The sequence below is a fragment of the Sphingobacterium sp. JUb56 genome, assembly GCF_014191365.1.
Taxonomy (GTDB): domain Bacteria; phylum Bacteroidota; class Bacteroidia; order Sphingobacteriales; family Sphingobacteriaceae; genus Sphingobacterium; species Sphingobacterium anhuiense.
This window is the reverse complement of sequence record NZ_JACHWL010000001.1, coordinates 1,985,800-2,003,867: the sequence shown is the minus strand read 5'-3', so window position 1 is coordinate 2,003,867 and position 18,068 is coordinate 1,985,800. Positions and strand designations below refer to the sequence as shown.

14 protein-coding genes are annotated in these 18,068 nt (G+C 39.6%); 9 read left to right on the top strand and 5 right to left on the bottom strand.

Annotation, left to right across the window (positions count from 1 at the left end; translation table 11 throughout):
• The first annotated feature begins 74 nt into the window (after positions 1–74).
• Positions 75–551 carry a hypothetical protein gene (locus tag FHR29_RS08355; RefSeq protein WP_183913732.1) on the top strand — a complete coding sequence of 159 codons (477 nt, stop codon included), beginning with the start codon at positions 75–77 and terminating at the stop codon, positions 549–551.
• 146 nt (positions 552–697) lie between these two features.
• On the opposite strand, the gene FHR29_RS08350 is transcribed toward FHR29_RS08355, so the two are convergent.
• Complete coding sequence (locus FHR29_RS08350) at positions 698–1,243, bottom strand: hypothetical protein (RefSeq protein WP_183913730.1); 546 nt, start codon at positions 1,241–1,243, stop codon at positions 698–700.
• A gap of 533 nt (positions 1,244–1,776) precedes the next feature.
• Here FHR29_RS08350 and FHR29_RS08345 point away from each other — a divergent pair.
• The 8 genes from FHR29_RS08345 (at position 1,777) to FHR29_RS08310 (ending at position 13,203) form a co-directional block, all read left to right on the top strand.
• The gene (locus tag FHR29_RS08345; RefSeq protein ID WP_183913728.1) at positions 1,777–2,394 is read left to right on the top strand and encodes an RNA polymerase sigma factor; all 618 of its coding nucleotides are present in this window, start codon (positions 1,777–1,779) and stop codon (positions 2,392–2,394) included.
• A 65-nt stretch (positions 2,395–2,459) separates the two neighbouring features.
• On the top strand, positions 2,460–3,434 hold the full coding sequence (locus tag FHR29_RS08340; protein ID WP_183913726.1) for a FecR domain-containing protein: 975 nt from the start codon (positions 2,460–2,462) through the stop codon (positions 3,432–3,434).
• 127 nt (positions 3,435–3,561) lie between these two features.
• Positions 3,562–7,209, top strand: a complete 3,648-nt coding sequence (locus FHR29_RS08335) for a SusC/RagA family TonB-linked outer membrane protein (RefSeq protein WP_260291971.1) — start codon at positions 3,562–3,564, stop codon at positions 7,207–7,209.
• A gap of 13 nt (positions 7,210–7,222) precedes the next feature.
• Positions 7,223–8,875 (top strand): SusD/RagB family nutrient-binding outer membrane lipoprotein, encoded by a 1,653-nt coding sequence (locus FHR29_RS08330; RefSeq protein ID WP_183913724.1) that lies wholly within the window; start codon positions 7,223–7,225, stop codon positions 8,873–8,875.
• Between the two features lie 30 nt (positions 8,876–8,905).
• A complete protein-coding gene (locus FHR29_RS08325) occupies positions 8,906–10,102 on the top strand; it encodes a metallophosphoesterase family protein (RefSeq protein WP_183913722.1) in 1,197 nt (398 codons plus the stop codon).
• A gap of 1 nt (position 10,103) precedes the next feature.
• On the top strand, positions 10,104–10,964 hold the full coding sequence (locus FHR29_RS08320; protein WP_132767622.1) for a glycerophosphodiester phosphodiesterase family protein: 861 nt from the start codon (positions 10,104–10,106) through the stop codon (positions 10,962–10,964).
• Positions 10,965–11,123: 159 nt separating this feature from the next.
• Positions 11,124–12,662, top strand: coding sequence for a SulP family inorganic anion transporter (locus FHR29_RS08315; RefSeq protein ID WP_183913720.1), 1,539 nt, complete (start codon positions 11,124–11,126; stop codon positions 12,660–12,662).
• Positions 12,663–12,732: 70 nt separating this feature from the next.
• Complete coding sequence (locus FHR29_RS08310; protein WP_132840384.1) at positions 12,733–13,203, top strand: DinB family protein; 471 nt, start codon at positions 12,733–12,735, stop codon at positions 13,201–13,203.
• A 52-nt stretch (positions 13,204–13,255) separates the two neighbouring features.
• Here FHR29_RS08310 and FHR29_RS26770 read toward each other — a convergent pair whose 3' ends face one another.
• From FHR29_RS26770 to FHR29_RS08290, 4 genes are all read right to left on the bottom strand, one after another.
• Positions 13,256–14,215: a YafY family protein gene (locus FHR29_RS26770; RefSeq protein WP_206368235.1), complete on the bottom strand. Its 960-nt coding sequence runs from the start codon at positions 14,213–14,215 to the stop codon at positions 13,256–13,258.
• A gap of 168 nt (positions 14,216–14,383) precedes the next feature.
• On the bottom strand, positions 14,384–15,382 hold the full coding sequence (locus tag FHR29_RS08300; RefSeq protein WP_132767630.1) for an ATP-grasp domain-containing protein: 999 nt from the start codon (positions 15,380–15,382) through the stop codon (positions 14,384–14,386).
• Between the two features lie 14 nt (positions 15,383–15,396).
• The gene (locus FHR29_RS08295) at positions 15,397–17,235 is read right to left on the bottom strand and encodes a flavohemoglobin expression-modulating QEGLA motif protein (protein ID WP_183913718.1); all 1,839 of its coding nucleotides are present in this window, start codon (positions 17,233–17,235) and stop codon (positions 15,397–15,399) included.
• Positions 17,222–18,007 (bottom strand): N-formylglutamate amidohydrolase, encoded by a 786-nt coding sequence (locus FHR29_RS08290; RefSeq protein WP_021191141.1) that lies wholly within the window; start codon positions 18,005–18,007, stop codon positions 17,222–17,224. The genes FHR29_RS08295 and FHR29_RS08290 overlap by 14 nt, the downstream gene beginning before the upstream one ends.
• Positions 18,008–18,068: the final 61 nt, after the last annotated feature.

Below are 18,068 nucleotides of genomic sequence, written 5' to 3'. Positions count from 1 at the left end.
GTTAAGGCGTTAACTTCAACGATTTCTCTTGAACAATATGGTGTTTTTAATTGTTAATACTCTAAAGTATAATTATGGAAGAAGATAAATTAAATATGGACACCCGTATTATCGCTTATGATAAGCATTATGGGTTTGTTGAAAATCCGAATGATTTCAACTTTGAATATAATCCCCATCGTCTCATTGTCAAAAATTATGCTTTGAGAAAGAATGATAGAAAAGCGTATGAGAGTTATCTGACCACTTTTTTCCCGGAACTGGCTGCGATCGAACTAAAGAATTTTGATACAGAAGTTAATTATATCAGACATTTTGACAATGAGGAGCTTGCTGCCTGGTTGGCTAGCAACGATATACAAGTCGTAGAATCTGATATTAGTTGTTCAGATCCTGATGCAATCTTTAAAATGGTTTATGTGCCTGAGTCTGAAAGCCCCACGTCATATGTTATTAAAGAGGAGGACTTTATATTGAATAGAATATTGCCGGGAGACCTCATTAAGGAACCGAATAAAACATGGATCAACATTAAAAAACCTAAATTCTAGTTTTTTTACATTAAAATCCCTTCTTTAAGGAGTATATTTGAAAAGTGATTATTTTAATTCACTTTTCAAATATACCCTATACCTAAATACGACAGGATTCTACATTACATGTAATGATTCCGGTTAATTCGGATGGACAACATCGCTTAATCCCACTTTACATTCAGGTTGTTTTCGGTTGCAAATTCTTTTCCTAGCGCTACTAAAGAGTTTAATCTTTTTTCAAACTCAGCATTGTATTTTTGTTCTATTGAATTTGCTATTTTATCTTTTTGCTCTTGAGGAGCTTTGGTGTCACAAAGCTGCGCATAAGCAGTATATTCATTTTTATATACCGGCAATACAAATTCATATAGTGCAATGGCTTGTTTTTTGATTTCTTCTCTATCATCACTATTGGCTGATAGTGCATTTAGATCCTTAAGTACTTTTTCCAAATAGAGAATCTTATTTTTAATAATATCTGTCGCTTCATTTCCGTTCTTTTTGCTAGAAGGAATATCTGGATATTCAATTGTATTATCATTAAGCTGTTTTGCTAATCTGGGCGTTCCAAAATCTGATATGGTATTGGTATTTAAAATCGCTACACCAAAGAATTTATCTGGAGTTTCAGAACAGGATTGTAGGACAGAAAATATCAGAAGGAGTGTACAAAGTTTGGTAAATAGTGATTTAAAGGAGTTCTTCATGTAATTGTTTTTTTGTAATAAAATTATCTTTTTTAATAATAGATTTCTCCTAAGAAATCAAAAATTGAGCCATCTAATTCCATAATTTCCTATGGTTAGGATATACTGCTCATACTAAGTGTTTTTATTTTGTGATATAATTCGATCAGTTATAACTGGACATAAATAGATTGTTCAAAGTTGTAGCACTTTAAGTGATCTTAAGCGGAATTATTTAAACTTATTTTGACGCTTAATCCTCTTGTTTTTATCTCACCTGTTATCTATCGCGTCATGTCGGAAAATCTTTATTGGTTATCTTGTCGTATTATTATCATTGGTATCTTTTGTGCAGGTTGGCATCTCCTTGCTTCCTTTCTGGAAAGGCTTACGTTTGTAAATATTGTGGACTGTTCATTCTGATCAGGCTTAATCTTATATGGGAATAAGTCTTGAGGTATTTACACTATCCTGAGGCTATTCCCATAGGTGTATCGTAAGGTTGATGGTAAGTTAATATTAGCGTAATATCATCAACCTATCTTTGTTAGGTCATGTCTACCCAAACCAAGAAGGAAATCCTTTATTTGTCTCGATTTAAAAATGGAGATCCACGAGCTTTTACCTTTTTTTTTGATTCTTACTGGGAAGAGTTATATACAGTAGCTTACCGGCATTTGCAGGATGAAGCGATTTCGAAAGATATCGTTCAGGAAGTATTTATTCAGATTTGGGAAAAACGCCACCTGCTTAAGGAGGATTACGAATCGTTAAAACCTTATTTTTTTAAGGCAATCAAGAATAGGATCTTAAATCATTATGCAACAGAGAAGGTACGTGAAAATATCATGGAAAAGATGCTGTACCGGATGGATAAGTTTACAGCCCTGAGCGATAATACACATGCGCAGTACCAGGAATTAGAAAATATAGTAGATCGTTCTGTAGCCAGGTTACCCAAAACCATGCAGGCTGTATATCTTTTGAGAAATGATAATTACTCCATTCAACAGATTGCTCAAAAACTGAGTATTGCCGAGCAGACGGTAAAAAATCATCTGTATGAAGCAAAGAAAATATTGAAGCAAGATCTGACGCAACGATTCGCCGACCACGATGATATCTTTTTAGTTTTAGCAAGTGCTTACCTGTTTCATAATTTCTTAACCTAAAGAAAACAGTTTCTTAAAGTATTTTGAAGCTCTTCACCTGTAGTAAGTAAAACAACAGCACACAAGTGAATTTAGAAGAGTTTAAAAATATAATACAGCGTTACCTGGCAGATAAACTATCTGTTGAGGAAAAAAATACCGTGGATAGCTGGTATGATGAGGTTTCTTCTGGTACAGCAGATCCATTTACAGATGAACAGCATAAAACCAAAGTCAAGGAAGCGATATTTGCGGCATTTCCTCCTGCCATTCAAGCAACTAAAAAACAGGCGCGCGTGGTACGGCTCCGCTGGATTTCTATTGCGGCTTCAGTTTTGATTTTCGGTATTTCAGGTTTGTTAATCTATCAAAGGTCGCAACCTTTCCGTCAAGATACCACGACGGCTTCAATTGTGTTCACACAGATTTCGACGCGCCCAGGTGAACAAATGGAGTTGCAACTTCCAGATCATTCCACCATAATGCTAAATGGAAATACTCAGGTTCGCTATCATGAACAGGAGTATCTGCAAAGTCGAAAAATTTACCTGGATCAAGGAGAAGCCTTTTTTAATGTGCAGCGCGATACGCTACATCCGTTTTCTATCGAAACGGGAGCATTGACCATTGCTGTGCTCGGTACTTCTTTTAATGTCAATAATTCCGAGCAATCAAAAAATATTACGATCGATGTTAAAACCGGACGTGTGCGTGTCGAGAGCAAGATAAATCCATCATTACACGTGCTTACAGCAGGAAAAAGTTTACAATATGAAAAAAATCTGGGGAGCTATAAACTGTTTGATACTAATGCTGATCATGCCGATATCTGGACACGTGGAGGTATTTTAATGTCTGGCGCTAATTTTCAGGAATTGCAGGAACTTATTTACAACCGTTATGGCTTGATCTTACGCAGTGACAGCTTGGATACAGATCGTTTTAGCTATTCGTTGCTTTTACCGCAGGTAAAATCGGTCGATCAGCTTCTTCATATGATCTGTCATATTCACCAAATTAATTTTAGAAGGGAAGGAAATGAAATAATACTACATCAATAAACTTAAAACAGTTAAAGTTGGGAAACTTGGGGAGTTTCTCAATAAAAAAGTGCTCATCTGGCAAACCGCAAAATCGACCAGTGAGCACCCTTAATTCATGTTAAATGATAAACATTAATGCAAATATATGTATAAAATTACGAAGCTCAGCACATTGGCTGCTGCATTAGCTTTCAGCTCATTTGTATCTATCTCTGAAGTTACAGCAACTTCAATTCATGCCCATAGCAGACAAGTTAAATCAGAAGGAATCAATATCCATCTAAAAGCAGGTAATGCTTCGCAGGCGCTCATGCTTCTATCGCAGCAAACTGGTCTCGGGATCGGTTATGACAAGCAAGTTTTACAATTGGAGAAAGTCCTGGTAAAAGAGCGCACTTTTCAAAATGCAAGCTTTGAAGAAGTATTGCGCTATATTTTGAGAAATACCAATATCCAGTCAAAAAAGGTAAACGGTGCTGTTGTTTTGGTGACCGAAGAAGTGCAGCAGACCTTTAACGTGCGTCTGCATGTCAGCGATAATGCACTCAAGCCAATTGCTGGAGCATCTATTAAAATTAGATCTAACGGTCAAAGTGTGCTGACCAATGCTAAGGGAGATGCCCAATTGAAAGTTCCGGCGGGTACTTATAACATCTTGGTTAGCCATATTTCTTATGGAACCAAGGAAATAAGTGCGCTAAAGATAGATGCCAATTCTGCCGGGGTGCAGTCTGTCATTTTAGAAGAAAATAAAAATGAACTGGGAGAAGTGGTCGTCACAGCTCTGGGAATCAAACGGCAGGACCGTTCACTTGGGTATGCTGTAGGTACAGTGAAGGGGGAAGATCTGAATCGGGTGAACAATGATAATTTTATGATTGCGATGGCAGGAAAGGTTCCGGGGGTTACGATCAGTGCCACGGGTCCTACAGGTTCCTCGGTGAGTATGGTGATTCGTGGTGCTTCATCTTTAAGTACCGATAATCAGCCTCTATTTGTCGTTGATGGGGTGCCGATCATGAATCAGCTTAACAATATCGGCCAGATTGGTGATGATAATAAGGTCGATTATGGCAATGCGATATCCAATATCAATCCAGAAGATATTGAAAATATTTCTGTTTTAAAAGGACCCAGTGCCGCGGCTCTGTATGGATCGCGAGCTGGTAATGGCGTTGTTTTGATCACAACCAAGAGCGGTAAGAATACGGAGAAAATGACGATAAACGTGACCAGCAATACCGTTTTCGATATTCCTTATCATTACATTGACTTGCATAACAAATTTGCAAGTGGTACCATGCCCTGGAAACCTGGAGATCTTGCCGGCGATCTGAAGATTGAAGAGGAATCCAGTTATATGGTGGGGCCTGCTTTGGATAAAGGGTATAAGGCCATCCAATGGAATAGTCCGCGTGATGCCGATGGAAATCAGATCCCGACAGAACTAAAGTCTTACCCGAATAATATTAAAAATTTTGTACAGACTGGAATAACGAGTACCAATGGCATTTCGTTGGCTAATCGCAGTGAGCGACTCGATTATCGTTTTTCTTATTCTAATATGAACAATAGAGGTATTGTACCTAACGCCGATTTGTTTAGAAATACGTTAAATATTAATGCAACGATGCGTCTACGGCATAATCTTTCATTGGGAATGTCTCTGGATGCTAGTCGAAACAATTCAAATAATCGCCCGGCTACCAATCGCGGAACAAATCCTTTGCAAGCGGTATATGAAGTTGCACCTCACATCAATATCTTGGATCTGAAAGATTATTGGATGCCTGGACAGGAAGGGTTACAGCAACGCTCGCAGTCAATTGGAAATTTTAATAACCCTTATTTTTTAGCCTACGGTGTCAATAATGGTTTTGTGCGCGATCGCGTATTCGGAAATTTGCGCTTGGATTGGAACATTCGGAAGGATTGGAATATGATGGTGCGCTATGCGACAGATGTGTACTGGGAGAATCGGGAGACTAAAATACCCTATAGCTATACCAATGAACCACGAGGTGCCTATGGTATCGTCAATCTGATGAATATGGAACAGAATATTGATTTTCTGACTACTTATAATAAAAAGGTAGGCGACTTTCATGCAACAGGATCGCTTGGTGGTAATCTCCGTTATTCTAAATCAAATTCGGTACAAAATGCCTCTAAGAATGGTGCTGGCCTAACCACTCCTGGTTTGTACAGTCTTTCCAATATCAGTCCGCTGAACTTGGATTTTGCAAGTAGTCTTTCAGAGCGTGCTGTCAATAGCGTTTATGGGTTGATCAATCTTAGTTATCGGGATATGGTATACCTGGATTTGACAGGTCGAAATGATTGGTCAAGTACTTTACCCGCCGCCAATCGTTCTTACTTCTATCCGTCGGCATCTCTGAGCGTATTGGCCGACCGTGTTTTTACGTTGCCAACGGCTGTGAGTCTCTTCAAGTTGCGGGGTGGTATCGCCCGTGTAGGAAATGATACCGGAAGCTACAATTTGTTTAATGTGCTGAGTAATCCCGGAAGCTGGGGTGATGTGTTGCGTATCACACGTTCTGGAAAGCTTCTTTTACCCAATCTTAAGCCAGAACAGGCTACTTCTTACGAGGTTGGTACTGATCTCGGAATCTGGAAAAACAGATTAAAATTTGAAGGGACCTATTATACGCTAGACAATAAAAATCAGATCATTTCTACGACATTACCGAGCTCGAGCGGATTTAGTTCGAGAAATATTAATGCGGGACTACTGAGTAGTAAGGGGATAGAACTGGCATTGTCTGGACGTCCTATTGAAAAGGAAAACTGGACCTGGGATTTAGGTGCTAACTGGTCACGTAATCGCACACGTATCAATGAGCTCTCGGAAGGTGTTGAATTTCATACTTTCTGGACAGATGGTCGAGGTGGAGCACGTACCTATGTAGGAGAAGAGATAGGTGATCTGTACGACTCTAAACTCGTGACTGTTGAAGATCCATCATCTCCCTATAACGGTTATCCTATTTTAGATAAAAATGGTTCTTGGCAGGCTGTACGTATTAATAATAGCCGTAATAAGATCGGCAATTTTAATCCTGATTTCAGTATGGGTATCCAGTCCTCACTGCGTTATAAAAAATGGACAATGCACCTTGCCGCTGATCTGCGTTTTGGAGGTAAATTTATGTCTCAAACTTACCGCTATTTTGAATCGAACCTCACTACACAACGATTTTTGGATCAGTTGATCAATCCAAATGGACTGACAGGAGAGTCATTGCGGAATTATTTGATTGAAAATGACCTGGTTCGTGTACAAGGCAATCGTTATCCTATTGTTGGAGGGCCAGGTGATGAATATGGGGGCTATCCTGTCAATGTGGGTGGAAATGTTGGAAACTTCGGCGTATTCAATCCAGGAGTTATTGCTGAATACGATGCTCAGGGTAATATCAAAGGATATAAGGAAAATCTCGGAGGTGAGGGGACAAAGTATATCGCTTATTCAGACAATTATCCTTGGGATTTTATGAATGCAGCCACATTTGACGCATCATTTATCAAATTAAGAGAATTGTCCTTCAGTTATGATTTGAAAGGAAAATGGCTTACCCGTATGGGCATCGATGGTGGAAGTGTAGGGGTCTATACGCGTAATTTACTTTTATGGACAAAGGCTAAGGTCGGAATTGATCCAGAAATGGCATTTCAATCTGAGGTCGGAGTCGGTTTTAAGCAGGGGATAGAGCGTTACAACGTGACTCCATGGGCTATGCCTATCGGATTTAAAGTTAATATCACATTTTAATATAAAGCCAACAATGAACAATTATTTTAAAATTATAAAAATAGCATTATTTGTATCCGCCATAAGTTTTTGCTTGTGGAGCTGTAAAGATCTCACGGAAATCAATATCAATCCAAATGGTGTTAGTGAGGAAGACGCAAATCCAAATTTACTTTTACCTACGATACTTGCTGGTGCAGGAAGTAAATATAATGATCTCAATTTTACAGATCTAGGTGGTGTAGTTCAATACACCCAACTGGATGCCTGGTTTGATTCGCACAATGATTATGAGTGGACTGGGGGGATATTAAGTTGGGATGCTTATTATGGATTCTTACGCGATAATGAATTGATGCGTCGCCGCTCTGAAGAATTGGGGCTTGATTTTCATCATGGAGTTTCACTGGTCATGCGCGCTTATCTGTTTGGCTTGATCACAGATTTGTGGGGCGATGCCCCTTATACCGATGCGTTGAAAGCTGAACAGGGCGGAGTGCAGTACAACTTCCCAAAGTTTGATCGACAAGACGTGATCTACAAAGGAATAATTGAAGAACTGAAACAGGCAAATACCCTATTTTCAAAACCAAATGGCCGTTATGACGTTTTGGCAAGTGCAGATATCTATTTTGGGGGTAACGTCGCAAAATGGCGCCGTTTTGCGAACTCATTGGCGTTGCGTTACTACATGCGAATCGCTGAAAAAGAAAATACATTTGCTAAGCAAGGAATAGAAAATATGCTGGCTCATCCGGCTGATTTCCCCATAATTACATCTGCAGAAGATGAGGTTTTGATGAGTTTTATGGGAAATAATGCATCAGATTCTTGGCCTTCGAATACCGTTTATGATGCAAGTGGGAGTAATTTTCGCCGGATGAAAATGTGTGCAACACTTGTTGATCGCTTGCAAGCTCTTCATGATCCACGTATTGCAGTTTGGGCCAAAAAGGTGGAAATCCCGATTGAGGTTCGTACGACAGAACCAAGTGGAACGGATAAAATTGTGAACGGTGTACGTATTGTTTCACCCGATGTGGTGAAAGGTATTGTGGTGGATGTCGATGCGGAATATGTAGGACTACCACCCAGTGGTTCTAAAAATCCATCGGCTTATAATCTCAACCCGAGCCCTGGACAAACGTCGATGAATCCGCATGTTTCTTACCTTAATGATAGCTATAAGGCAGCTAAGGGGGAAATACTGAATGCTCGACTACTGGCGGCATCTGAAGTGAGTTTTATATTAGCTGAAGCGGCATGGAAGGGATGGGTATTGCCAGAGTCTGCAAAGGCCTATTATGAGCAGGGAGTGCGCAATTCGCTCGCTACCTGGGGTAAAGAAGATGCGTATAACGTATATATCCAACAGCCTGGTGTCGCCTTTAATAACACCCAAGCACAGATTATGGAGCAGAAATGGATTTCTAACTGGTCAACAGCAACGCAGGCTTGGTTTGACTATAGAAGGACGGGCTATCCGCAATTGAAAGCTGGGCCTGCTGCGATTCGTTCTCAATTACCATTACGTATTCCATACATGCAGAATGAAATGAGTGTGAATCAAAAAAATGCAACAGAAGCATTGGCTAGAATTGAAAAAACGGCCTACTCACAAGCAGATAATGAAAATAGTGCATGGTCTAAATCTTGGTTGTTACAAGGAACGAACAGGCCATGGTAATTTTATATGTACACCATTAATATTGATGAAATGATTTTAAAGAATTTAATTTTATCCTTGAGTCTGTGCTGTGCCCTATATAAAGGAACAGCACAACCGAGCGATCGAGGCCTATATCCTGATCGTATCACGTTGACTTGGTCAGATCAACCATCAACGACACAATCTGTAAGTTGGCGGATAAATGGTTCTGCGACTAAAGCTGTGGGGCAGGTTGTAGAGGAGCAGAGCAGCCCTGATCTAGAGAAATCTGCACAGACAGTATTAGGTGTAACGAGTCCATTGAAAATTGAAGGTCAGACTGCGGATAACTATGGACAGGTTTCGTTTCAAGGCCTAAAGCCTGGTACAATCTACACCTATCGCGTAGGGGATGGTAAGAATTGGAGTGCGTGGAATCAGTTTCGTACGGCTGATGTAAAGGGTGATTTTTCATTTATTTACCTGGGCGATGCGCAGAATGATTTACGCTCGAAATGGTCCCGATCTATTAGAAAAGCTTTTCAACAGGAGCCTAATGCACGTTTTATTGTCCATGCTGGCGATTTGATAAACCGTTCAAACAACGATAGCGAATGGGGGGAATGGCATGAAGGAGCTGGATTTATCCATCAGATGATACCTGCTGTACCCACACCAGGCAATCACGAATACCGCAGAGACTCTATGGAGCAGCTGGTCTTAGATCCGCATTGGAAAAAGCATTTTAATCTTCCTAAAAATGGACCAAAGGGAATGCAAGATGCGGTCTATTATTTAGATTATCAAGATGTGCGCATGATCTCTTTAAATTCGCAATTGATCATGCTGGATTCTATTGCTGCTAAAAAACAGGAACAATGGTTAACAGAGGTTTTGGCATCTTCAAAAGCCAAATGGAATATTGTGGTGATGCACCATCCGGTTTATTCAACTGCAAAGAATAGAGACAATACCATTCTTCGAGAACGTTTTAGACCTATTTTTGAAAAATATGGCGTAGACTTGGTTTTGCAGGGACATGATCATACCTATGCACGAGGAACAGCTGGTAAAGTTCGTCCGGTATATCTCCTTTCTGTAGCAGGACCAAAGATGTATGGTTCCGATTCGGAACGTTGGATGGAAGTGTCAGGTGCGCAGACGCAGCTCTACCAAGTTATTCGGGTTACGGACAGTAAACTTATCTTTTCAAGTTATAAATTGAATGGACAATTATTTGACTCATTTGAACTAACTCACAAATAACATGATACATGTATTAACTATTTTTCGAGTTCTGTTAATCGTTTCAAGTATTTTGTTTTCAGTTGCTTATGGTCAATCTGATCGTTTGCTAGCCAAACTGTCGGAAAAAGAACAGCATATTGCTGCTCACCGTGGGGCACATAAGGAATTTCCTGAGAATTCAATCGCCTCCATTTTGGAGGCGATCAGGTTAGGAGTTTCTGTTGTTGAAATCGATATTCGCAGTACCAAAGATGGTGTGTTGATCTTGATGCATGATGCAACGGTAGATCGCACAACAACAGGTAAAGGAAAAGTGAGTCAGCTGACCTATGCTGAAATACAAACCTTGTATTTACGGGATACTCCAGCAGGTGCTGCCTCTAACTGTCATATTCCAACGCTTAAGGAAGTACTACGCTTATGTAGAGGTAAAATTATATTGGATATAGATTTTAAGGAAGAAAACGAAAAGTATGTGGCAAAAACTTTTGAATTGATTGCTGCAGAAAATATGGAAGATGAAGTTCTGTTCTTTTTATACGATCACCGACTTATCGAAAAGTTTTATAAGCTCAATCCTCGTATCACTCTTTTTCCTCGTGCACGGAGTATGAAGGATCTGCATGAGATACTAAAATCCAAACGGACTTCCATTATTCATATTGATGAGTCTTTCGATAATTATAATGAATTAGTAAAGCTTAAAGATCAGGGTGTTATTTTGTGGATGAATACGTTGGGCGATATAGATGAAAAAGCTCTTCGTGAAGGAAGTACTGTTTACGAGATCTTCCTGAAAAAATACCCTTATGTTAGGATTATACAGACGGATAATCCATCTCTCTGGAAAAATATGCTTTCGGGAATGCATCGTCAGTAAAGATTTTCGTAGGATGCGATTTAACAGCTAATCATTTGCGCTACTATTTTTTGATTCAAATGCATCATGCTCTTGTTGCAGTTTCAATGCTAATGAAAAAGAATATAAAATACACAAGGATCTGCGGATGCTTGTGTATTTTTGCAAAAAATAAGTTCAATGAGCGCAATACTTCGATATTTAAATCCACATGGTAAAATAAACTATAGAGTAGAGATTTTGGCAGGATTGACTGTGGCGATGACCATGATTCCAGAATCATTGTCATTTGCTATACTAGCTGGTCTTTCTCCTTTGACGGGTCTCTATGCCGCGTTTATAATGGGCTTGGTCACGGCTATTTTGGGTGGGAGACCGGGAATGATTTCTGGCGGTGCAGGAGCAACTGTCGTCACACTCATCGCGTTGATCAGCATGCATGGTGTTGAATATTTGTTTGCTACTGTTGTACTGGCAGGTATTTTGCAGTTTATGGTAGGAGCTTTCAAATTTGGGAAGTTCGTCCGACTGATTCCGCAACCCGTGATGTATGGCTTTCTTAATGGTTTAGCTGTAATTATCTTTATGTCTCAGGTCGAGCAGTTTAAGACTGTAGATTCTTCAGGAGTAACACATTGGTTATCGGGTGCTTCAGCCTATATTATGTTAGGGCTTACTTTATTTGCAGCATTAGTGGTCTATCTATTCCCTAAGATTTCTAAAGCGATTCCAGCATCATTAGTAGCCATATTGGCCACCTTCTTACTCGTGTATATTTTTAAGATCGATACCAAAACAGTGGGCGATATCGCTTCTGTTAAAGGAAACTTACCGGCATTTCATATTCCTTCTGTACCCTTTACTTGGGAGACACTAACTATTATCTTTCCATTTGCGCTGGTTATGGGCTCTGTGGGGATGATTGAGTCGCTTTTGACCCTATCAATGGTCGATGAACTGACAAATACGAAAGGAAACGCTAATAAAGAAGCTATGGCGCAGGGAACGGCGAATCTGGTAAATGGATTTTTTGGAGGGATGGGAGGCTGTGCTATGGTGGCACAAACGCTAGTTAATATTAATGCAGGGTCCCGTTCACGACTTTCCGGTATTATCGGTGCCCTCACAATATTGACGATCATCCTGATTGCTTCTCCTTTTATTGAACAGATACCGATGGCTGCTTTAGTGGGGGTAATGATGGTGGTGGCTATAGGAACTTTTCAATGGATTTCTTTCCGTATTATCACTAAGATGCCGAAGTCTGATGTAATCGTCGGTATGCTTGTCGCACTAATTACGATTGTGTTGCACAACTTGGCTTTAGCTGTACTGGTCGGTGTGGTAATTTCGGCACTTGTATTTGCTTGGGATAATGCAAAACGTATTCGAGCGCGAAAAACGATTGATGAAGCCGGAAATAAGGTGTATGAAATTTATGGTCCGCTATTTTTTGGGTCAGTAGCTGGATTTTTAGAGAAATTTGAAGTCAATGAAGACCCTGATCTTGTGATCGTTGATTTTAAGGAAAGTAAGATTACAGATATGAGCGCTATAGATGCCGTTAATAAACTTGGATATAAATATCAGAGTCAATCTAAAACACTTCGCTTACGCCATCTGAGCGAGGATTGTAAAGCCATCATGAGGAAAGCAAACAGTCCGGTAGAGATTGAGGCTTCTGAAAATGATCCGACTTATAAAGTAATGCCAAAATAATTTTTTACTGCTGACAATAGGCTGTCACTATTGCTTGTAATTTTGATTTATCAATTAAAAATAAAGCGATATGAATACAGCAGCAGTTATTACCAAAGAAGAATTATTGAAACATTGGTTAGGTCATAGAAACCTGACTAGAAGAACGATCGAGAAGTTTCCTGAAGCAGAGCTTTTCACTTATGCTGTGCCGGGTATGCGTACATTTGGTGAATTGGCAAATGAACTGATATCGATTGCTGTTCCCGGTTTAACGGGCATAGTCAATAGACAGGTGGAAGCATATGCTGAAGCAAATAAGTATACAAGCAAGGCCGCCATTTTAGAAGTGTGGGATCAGCATACGGAAGAGCTTAAGCAATTATGGGCGCAACTTAAAGAAGAAAATTTTCACGAGACATTTAATTTGTTCGGTCAATATGAGTTTCCTGTCATTGAAAATATTTTATATTTTATCGATAATGAGATTCATCACCGAGCGCAAGGATATGTTTATCTGAGAAGTTTGGGGATTGAGCCGCCATTCTTTTGGGAGCGTTAATACCGCTAAAACTTACGACCTCCAAGGAGCAAGCTGCTCTCTGGAGGTTTTTTTATGCCAGTCGTTCTGCCTGAGATTTCAGTAAGGACCTTACCGTGTCTTTTAAAGATTGGGGGCTAATAATGTCTGCACGGTCACCGAACATCATATACCAGCGTGCGAATCCCATGTCAGCATTTTTGACATCAAATACCATTTCGACCATACCATCATTCAGGCTTTCTTTTTTAAAACCAAAATATTTACGTTCCCAATGTAGATAATGCGCAAATTGTGGATCGACATGAAGTACTACGCGCGTAAAATTGGCTTCCTTTTCTCGTTCTGCGAGATATTGTTCAAGATCAGGATGTTGTTTAAATTGTAATTGATCCAATATTCTAATGTTAGAGATGCGATCTGTACGGAACTGTCTATAATCGTTTCTTACCAAACAGAAAGCATAGATGTACCAATAATTACTTTCATGAAACACACCGATCGGTTCTATGTCACGTACGCTAGGTTCTTGCTGATAGGTAGCCTGATAGCTAATTTCCAATACATTTTTCTGGGCGATGCATTGAAATAGAGTCGTCAAAGTATTGGGGAGTGCTGAGCTCAGCTGATTATGCGAAATAGATTTCATGACTACATGTTTATCAATAGTTTCCATCCAATCCTTATCGGAACTCCGTATAATCGCCTTCAGCTTATAGATGGCCGAAGAGAAATGATCTTTCATTTCCTTATCGATAAATTTAAACACCAGCTTCTCAGCGGCTACAAAACTCGTGATTTCTGCTTTTGTGAACATCATTGGAGGAATCTTATAACCCTCAACCAGTTCGTAACCTAATCCTGCTTCACCAATGATTGGAATGCCTGCCGCAGTCAGGCTTCTAACGTCACGGTAGATGGTCCGTAAACTGACTTCAAAACGGCTTGCTAGTTCTTGTGCTTTGACCGTTTTTTTGGATTGAAGTTGAATTAATATTGCTAGTATGCGATCAAATCGATTGAGCTGTTCCACTGTGATGTTTTCTTCTGAATGCTATTAAATATGGGTTTAAGATATAGAATAATTTTTGAAGACAACGATTGAAAGGGATAAATTTATTCGAACCTTTTGGTACACATCCTATTGAAAAAACAAGGCATCACGTGTGATGCCTTGTTTCAATAGGAATGCTGTGCTACCTTATTTTTTGATTGTTGTTTCTTCCAGATCCTTGATGATAGCAGTAGCATAATCTTCACCATTAAGTTCTGATGCCTGTAGCAGTGCGCCAGGACTAAAAACGTTGATTTCCATTATTTTGTCACCGATAATATCCAATCCTACGAAATACATCCCGTCCTGCATCAGTTTGTCGGCCACTTTCTGTACCATTTGCAGTAGCGCGGGACTGATCTCAGCAACTTGGGCTTTGGCTCCCTGGTGGATATTGCTCCTCAATTCTCCCGCTGATTGTACTCTGTGCACACTAGCGTATTTTCCATTAACGAGCAGGGGTTTCCCATTGAGTAGGAAAAAACGGATATCGCCATATTGTGCATCGGGCAAATATTCCTGAGCGATTAAATAACCGTCGCGACAGATCACCTCAACAATCTGTTTGAGGTTTTTACTTTCCTGCTCATTGACTAGAAAGACATTTTTTCCCCCCGAACCCTTTAAAGGTTTCAGGATAATTTTATTGTTTTGCTCTTCAAAAAACTGCTTCACGTCATCGTAATTTCGCGTCACGATCGTGTTGGGACGGATTTCTTCGGGAAAGTTTTCGAGGTAAAGTTTATTTTCCGCATCAACGAGAGCGCGTGGATTATTAAGTACGCGTACACCAAGATTTTGTGCGAGCTGAGCAAACTGTAATCCCATAGATGCTGCCCAAGGCCTATTGATCATGTCAAGAACGGGGTCAAATCGCAGCCAAATAATATCTAGCTCCCGTAATGATATTTTTTCCTTGGCGGTAGACCGTAATTTATCAATCAATTGATCGGTATCTGCTATACCATCGATCTGATGTACTGCACGGGCATGAGCGGCTATTTTATCCTGATCCAGGTAAACAAAATCAGCAAGACCGATGTAATAGACGGAGTGGCCACGTAGGAGCGCTTTGTAGGCTAACAATGTTGTTGTGAAACTGGCCTTTTCTTTGTGTGTCTGATTGATGATGAATGCGATTTTCATATAGGAAAGTGCTTTTAATGATTTGAAAGGTTGAAAATATTGTCTCCTGATTTGATTTTTTCTAAGTTCTGTAAATAAGGTTCTGCCAGGTAGCGTGGTTTTAGGATCGGATTGTTTAATAATCCTCTTTGTGTTAATTCTTCAACAATGGGGATATAGTCTTCCCGGATTTTACCAATGAGCAAAGGAGAGAGCTCTCTTCCCTCACGGATATAGGTAATGATGCTCATGAGGCCTTTTAGATAGAGAGCATCTTTTGTTAAGCCACCACCGCGGTATACTCTGGTGCAGATATGAAAGGCTATTTCTTCTGTGAAATGATAATGATCTACCAATAAGAAGAAGGTATCGCTGAAATTATGCCCTGCTAGCATATGGTGTACTGCCACTACACGTGCAGCTATAATCCTTAGACGGTCTCCGCTAAGCTCGTTGACCATGTATTCGGAGAATACAGCAAGTCCTTCCTGCAATTGCTCATAACCGGGTACACCCAGGCTGAACAGTTTAAATGGCTGCGACTTGCCATTGAAATAGGTAACAATGTGGGTACCTACTTCATGCTGTATGAGGGCAATGGCCCTGCTCGCTTCAACCTCATAATATTTGCTGATGTTCAATACACCTCGGTTGACCATGATGCCTGTGATATCTTCGCGGATCCGGACGCCGGTCTCCAGTGAAGGAAATTGTTGTCTGAGATAATGAAGCTCTTCCTTTGCCAATTTGGCGAATTCGGTTGCATTGATCATTTTTTTTGGAGGCACCGGCTTCTTGCTGTGTTGTTCGTATACCAGTAGTATAGCCTTTGCGGTTTCCAGTAAATTGTCATTGACATTTCCGAATACTTGGAGGCTGCCGTGCATAAAGCCTTCATTGCCACGATCAATCAGCATGGTCATCATAGCATCAAGTTCCTTACGTTTATCCCTAAAAAGATAAGCGATAGTCGGATCATCAATATCTTCAATACGTAGATTATAAAGATTGCGTTTCACCAGCTCCGGATCTATTGGCATGGGTCTATATCTAAATTTTGGCGATTTTAAAAATTTATCTTTTTTAAATTGTAACCATGCTTCACGGGTATTTAAAGGACTGACTAAGAGCAAAAAGTCGAATTTCTGACTTTCAGAAGCTAAATTCTGATCGATTTCCATAATAAGGGGTTGCAGTTCAGTTGTCTTGAGCATCCTGAACTGTGATACCTTTAATGATGTATATAGTCTGATAAATTCAAGAAAACTCTTGCGTAAACTTTTTGTAAATATTTCCCGATAATTGCGCAGAATGAGCGGATATACCTTTCCAGTCGTGACATCATTATAATGCGGTTTCAGTGCAATACCCATGTAAAGTAATTGTTTAAATTCCTCTGCCAATGGATTGATAATAGGAGTTATATCTCTATTTTTTGGTGACTTTGTCTCTTTTTTTATAGCAGTAGACAAGAACATATTCTGTTCATCCGATTCTAAATCTTTGATAAATTTTTGAGCAATAGGAAGTGCTGATTTCTGTGAAATATGGATGGCGACGTCTGTATCCATCTCTTTATCCTGCCAGATTTCGATCAATTGACATGCACCAAATTCATCAATAAGCTGTCTTATTATTGGCGTGATCACCGCATTGAAATCCAGATCTGATGATTTGCCTACTAAAGAACAAGATTCCGATTTAACCAAAGTGGATATCATCTGATCTTTGCCTTCTACAGGGATCCGATAAACTAAAAGTAGCGGAATGATGCGTTTGAGAACAAGTTTACTATCTTTCGAAAACTGTATATGAACGGGCTCTTTTTGTATGATGGATGTAACTGCTTTCGTAATCGCTTTACTTTGATCCATAGTGACTTTGGTAGCTGTTTTTGATATACGATACAGAAGACCTTAATAGTTTCTTTAATGACTCGATATGATCAAGATTAGGAGTTCCTGTCCATTCATTCATAAAGTCTTTACGAAACTCAATAGAAAGTACACATCCTTTCTGACCATATTTACTTGTGACCCATTTGGAAAGATAACCACCTGAAAATTTGACGTTCTCACGTACGTCGATCTGATTTTCATTTATATTGTGTTCTTTCAAGTATTTTACAAATGAGTCGATCAAAGGCCTCCAAATACCTTTATTGTTGATCGTTCCAATATTTATCTCTGGATTTGCGTAGGTGTCGACTGTTTCGTCAGGACCAGATCGTTTAGCATTGTAACTATGGATATCATAAATAATAAAATACCCATTTTGCTGAATGCTTTTTTCAATCATGCCCGAAAGAACTTTTTGAATATAATGATACGATTGTTTGAGTTGTGCTAAGATTGTCTTAGTAGGAGGTTGCTTCCATACATTAAGCCCCCATGCCTGATCAGGGCGTAGATATACGGAATCTTGAATAGGTCTATTAAGGTCTACTTGGAATCTAGAGGTTTTAATAATCAGTCGATTAGTATCTAGATCTGTCAGCATACCCGTGTAAGGATCCTCCTCTCGTAATCGTTCGGATTCTGAAAGACTCATGATAGGTGATAGTTGTGGGGCAATCTGATGTCCATCATGTATAGCTAACGCTAGAACTGGTCCACCTTTTTCTTCCAATACATATTCTATTTCCATATTATTCTTTGCTTAAATTAAGTAGATCGTATATCTAGTAAACAATTTCGTGGACAAATAG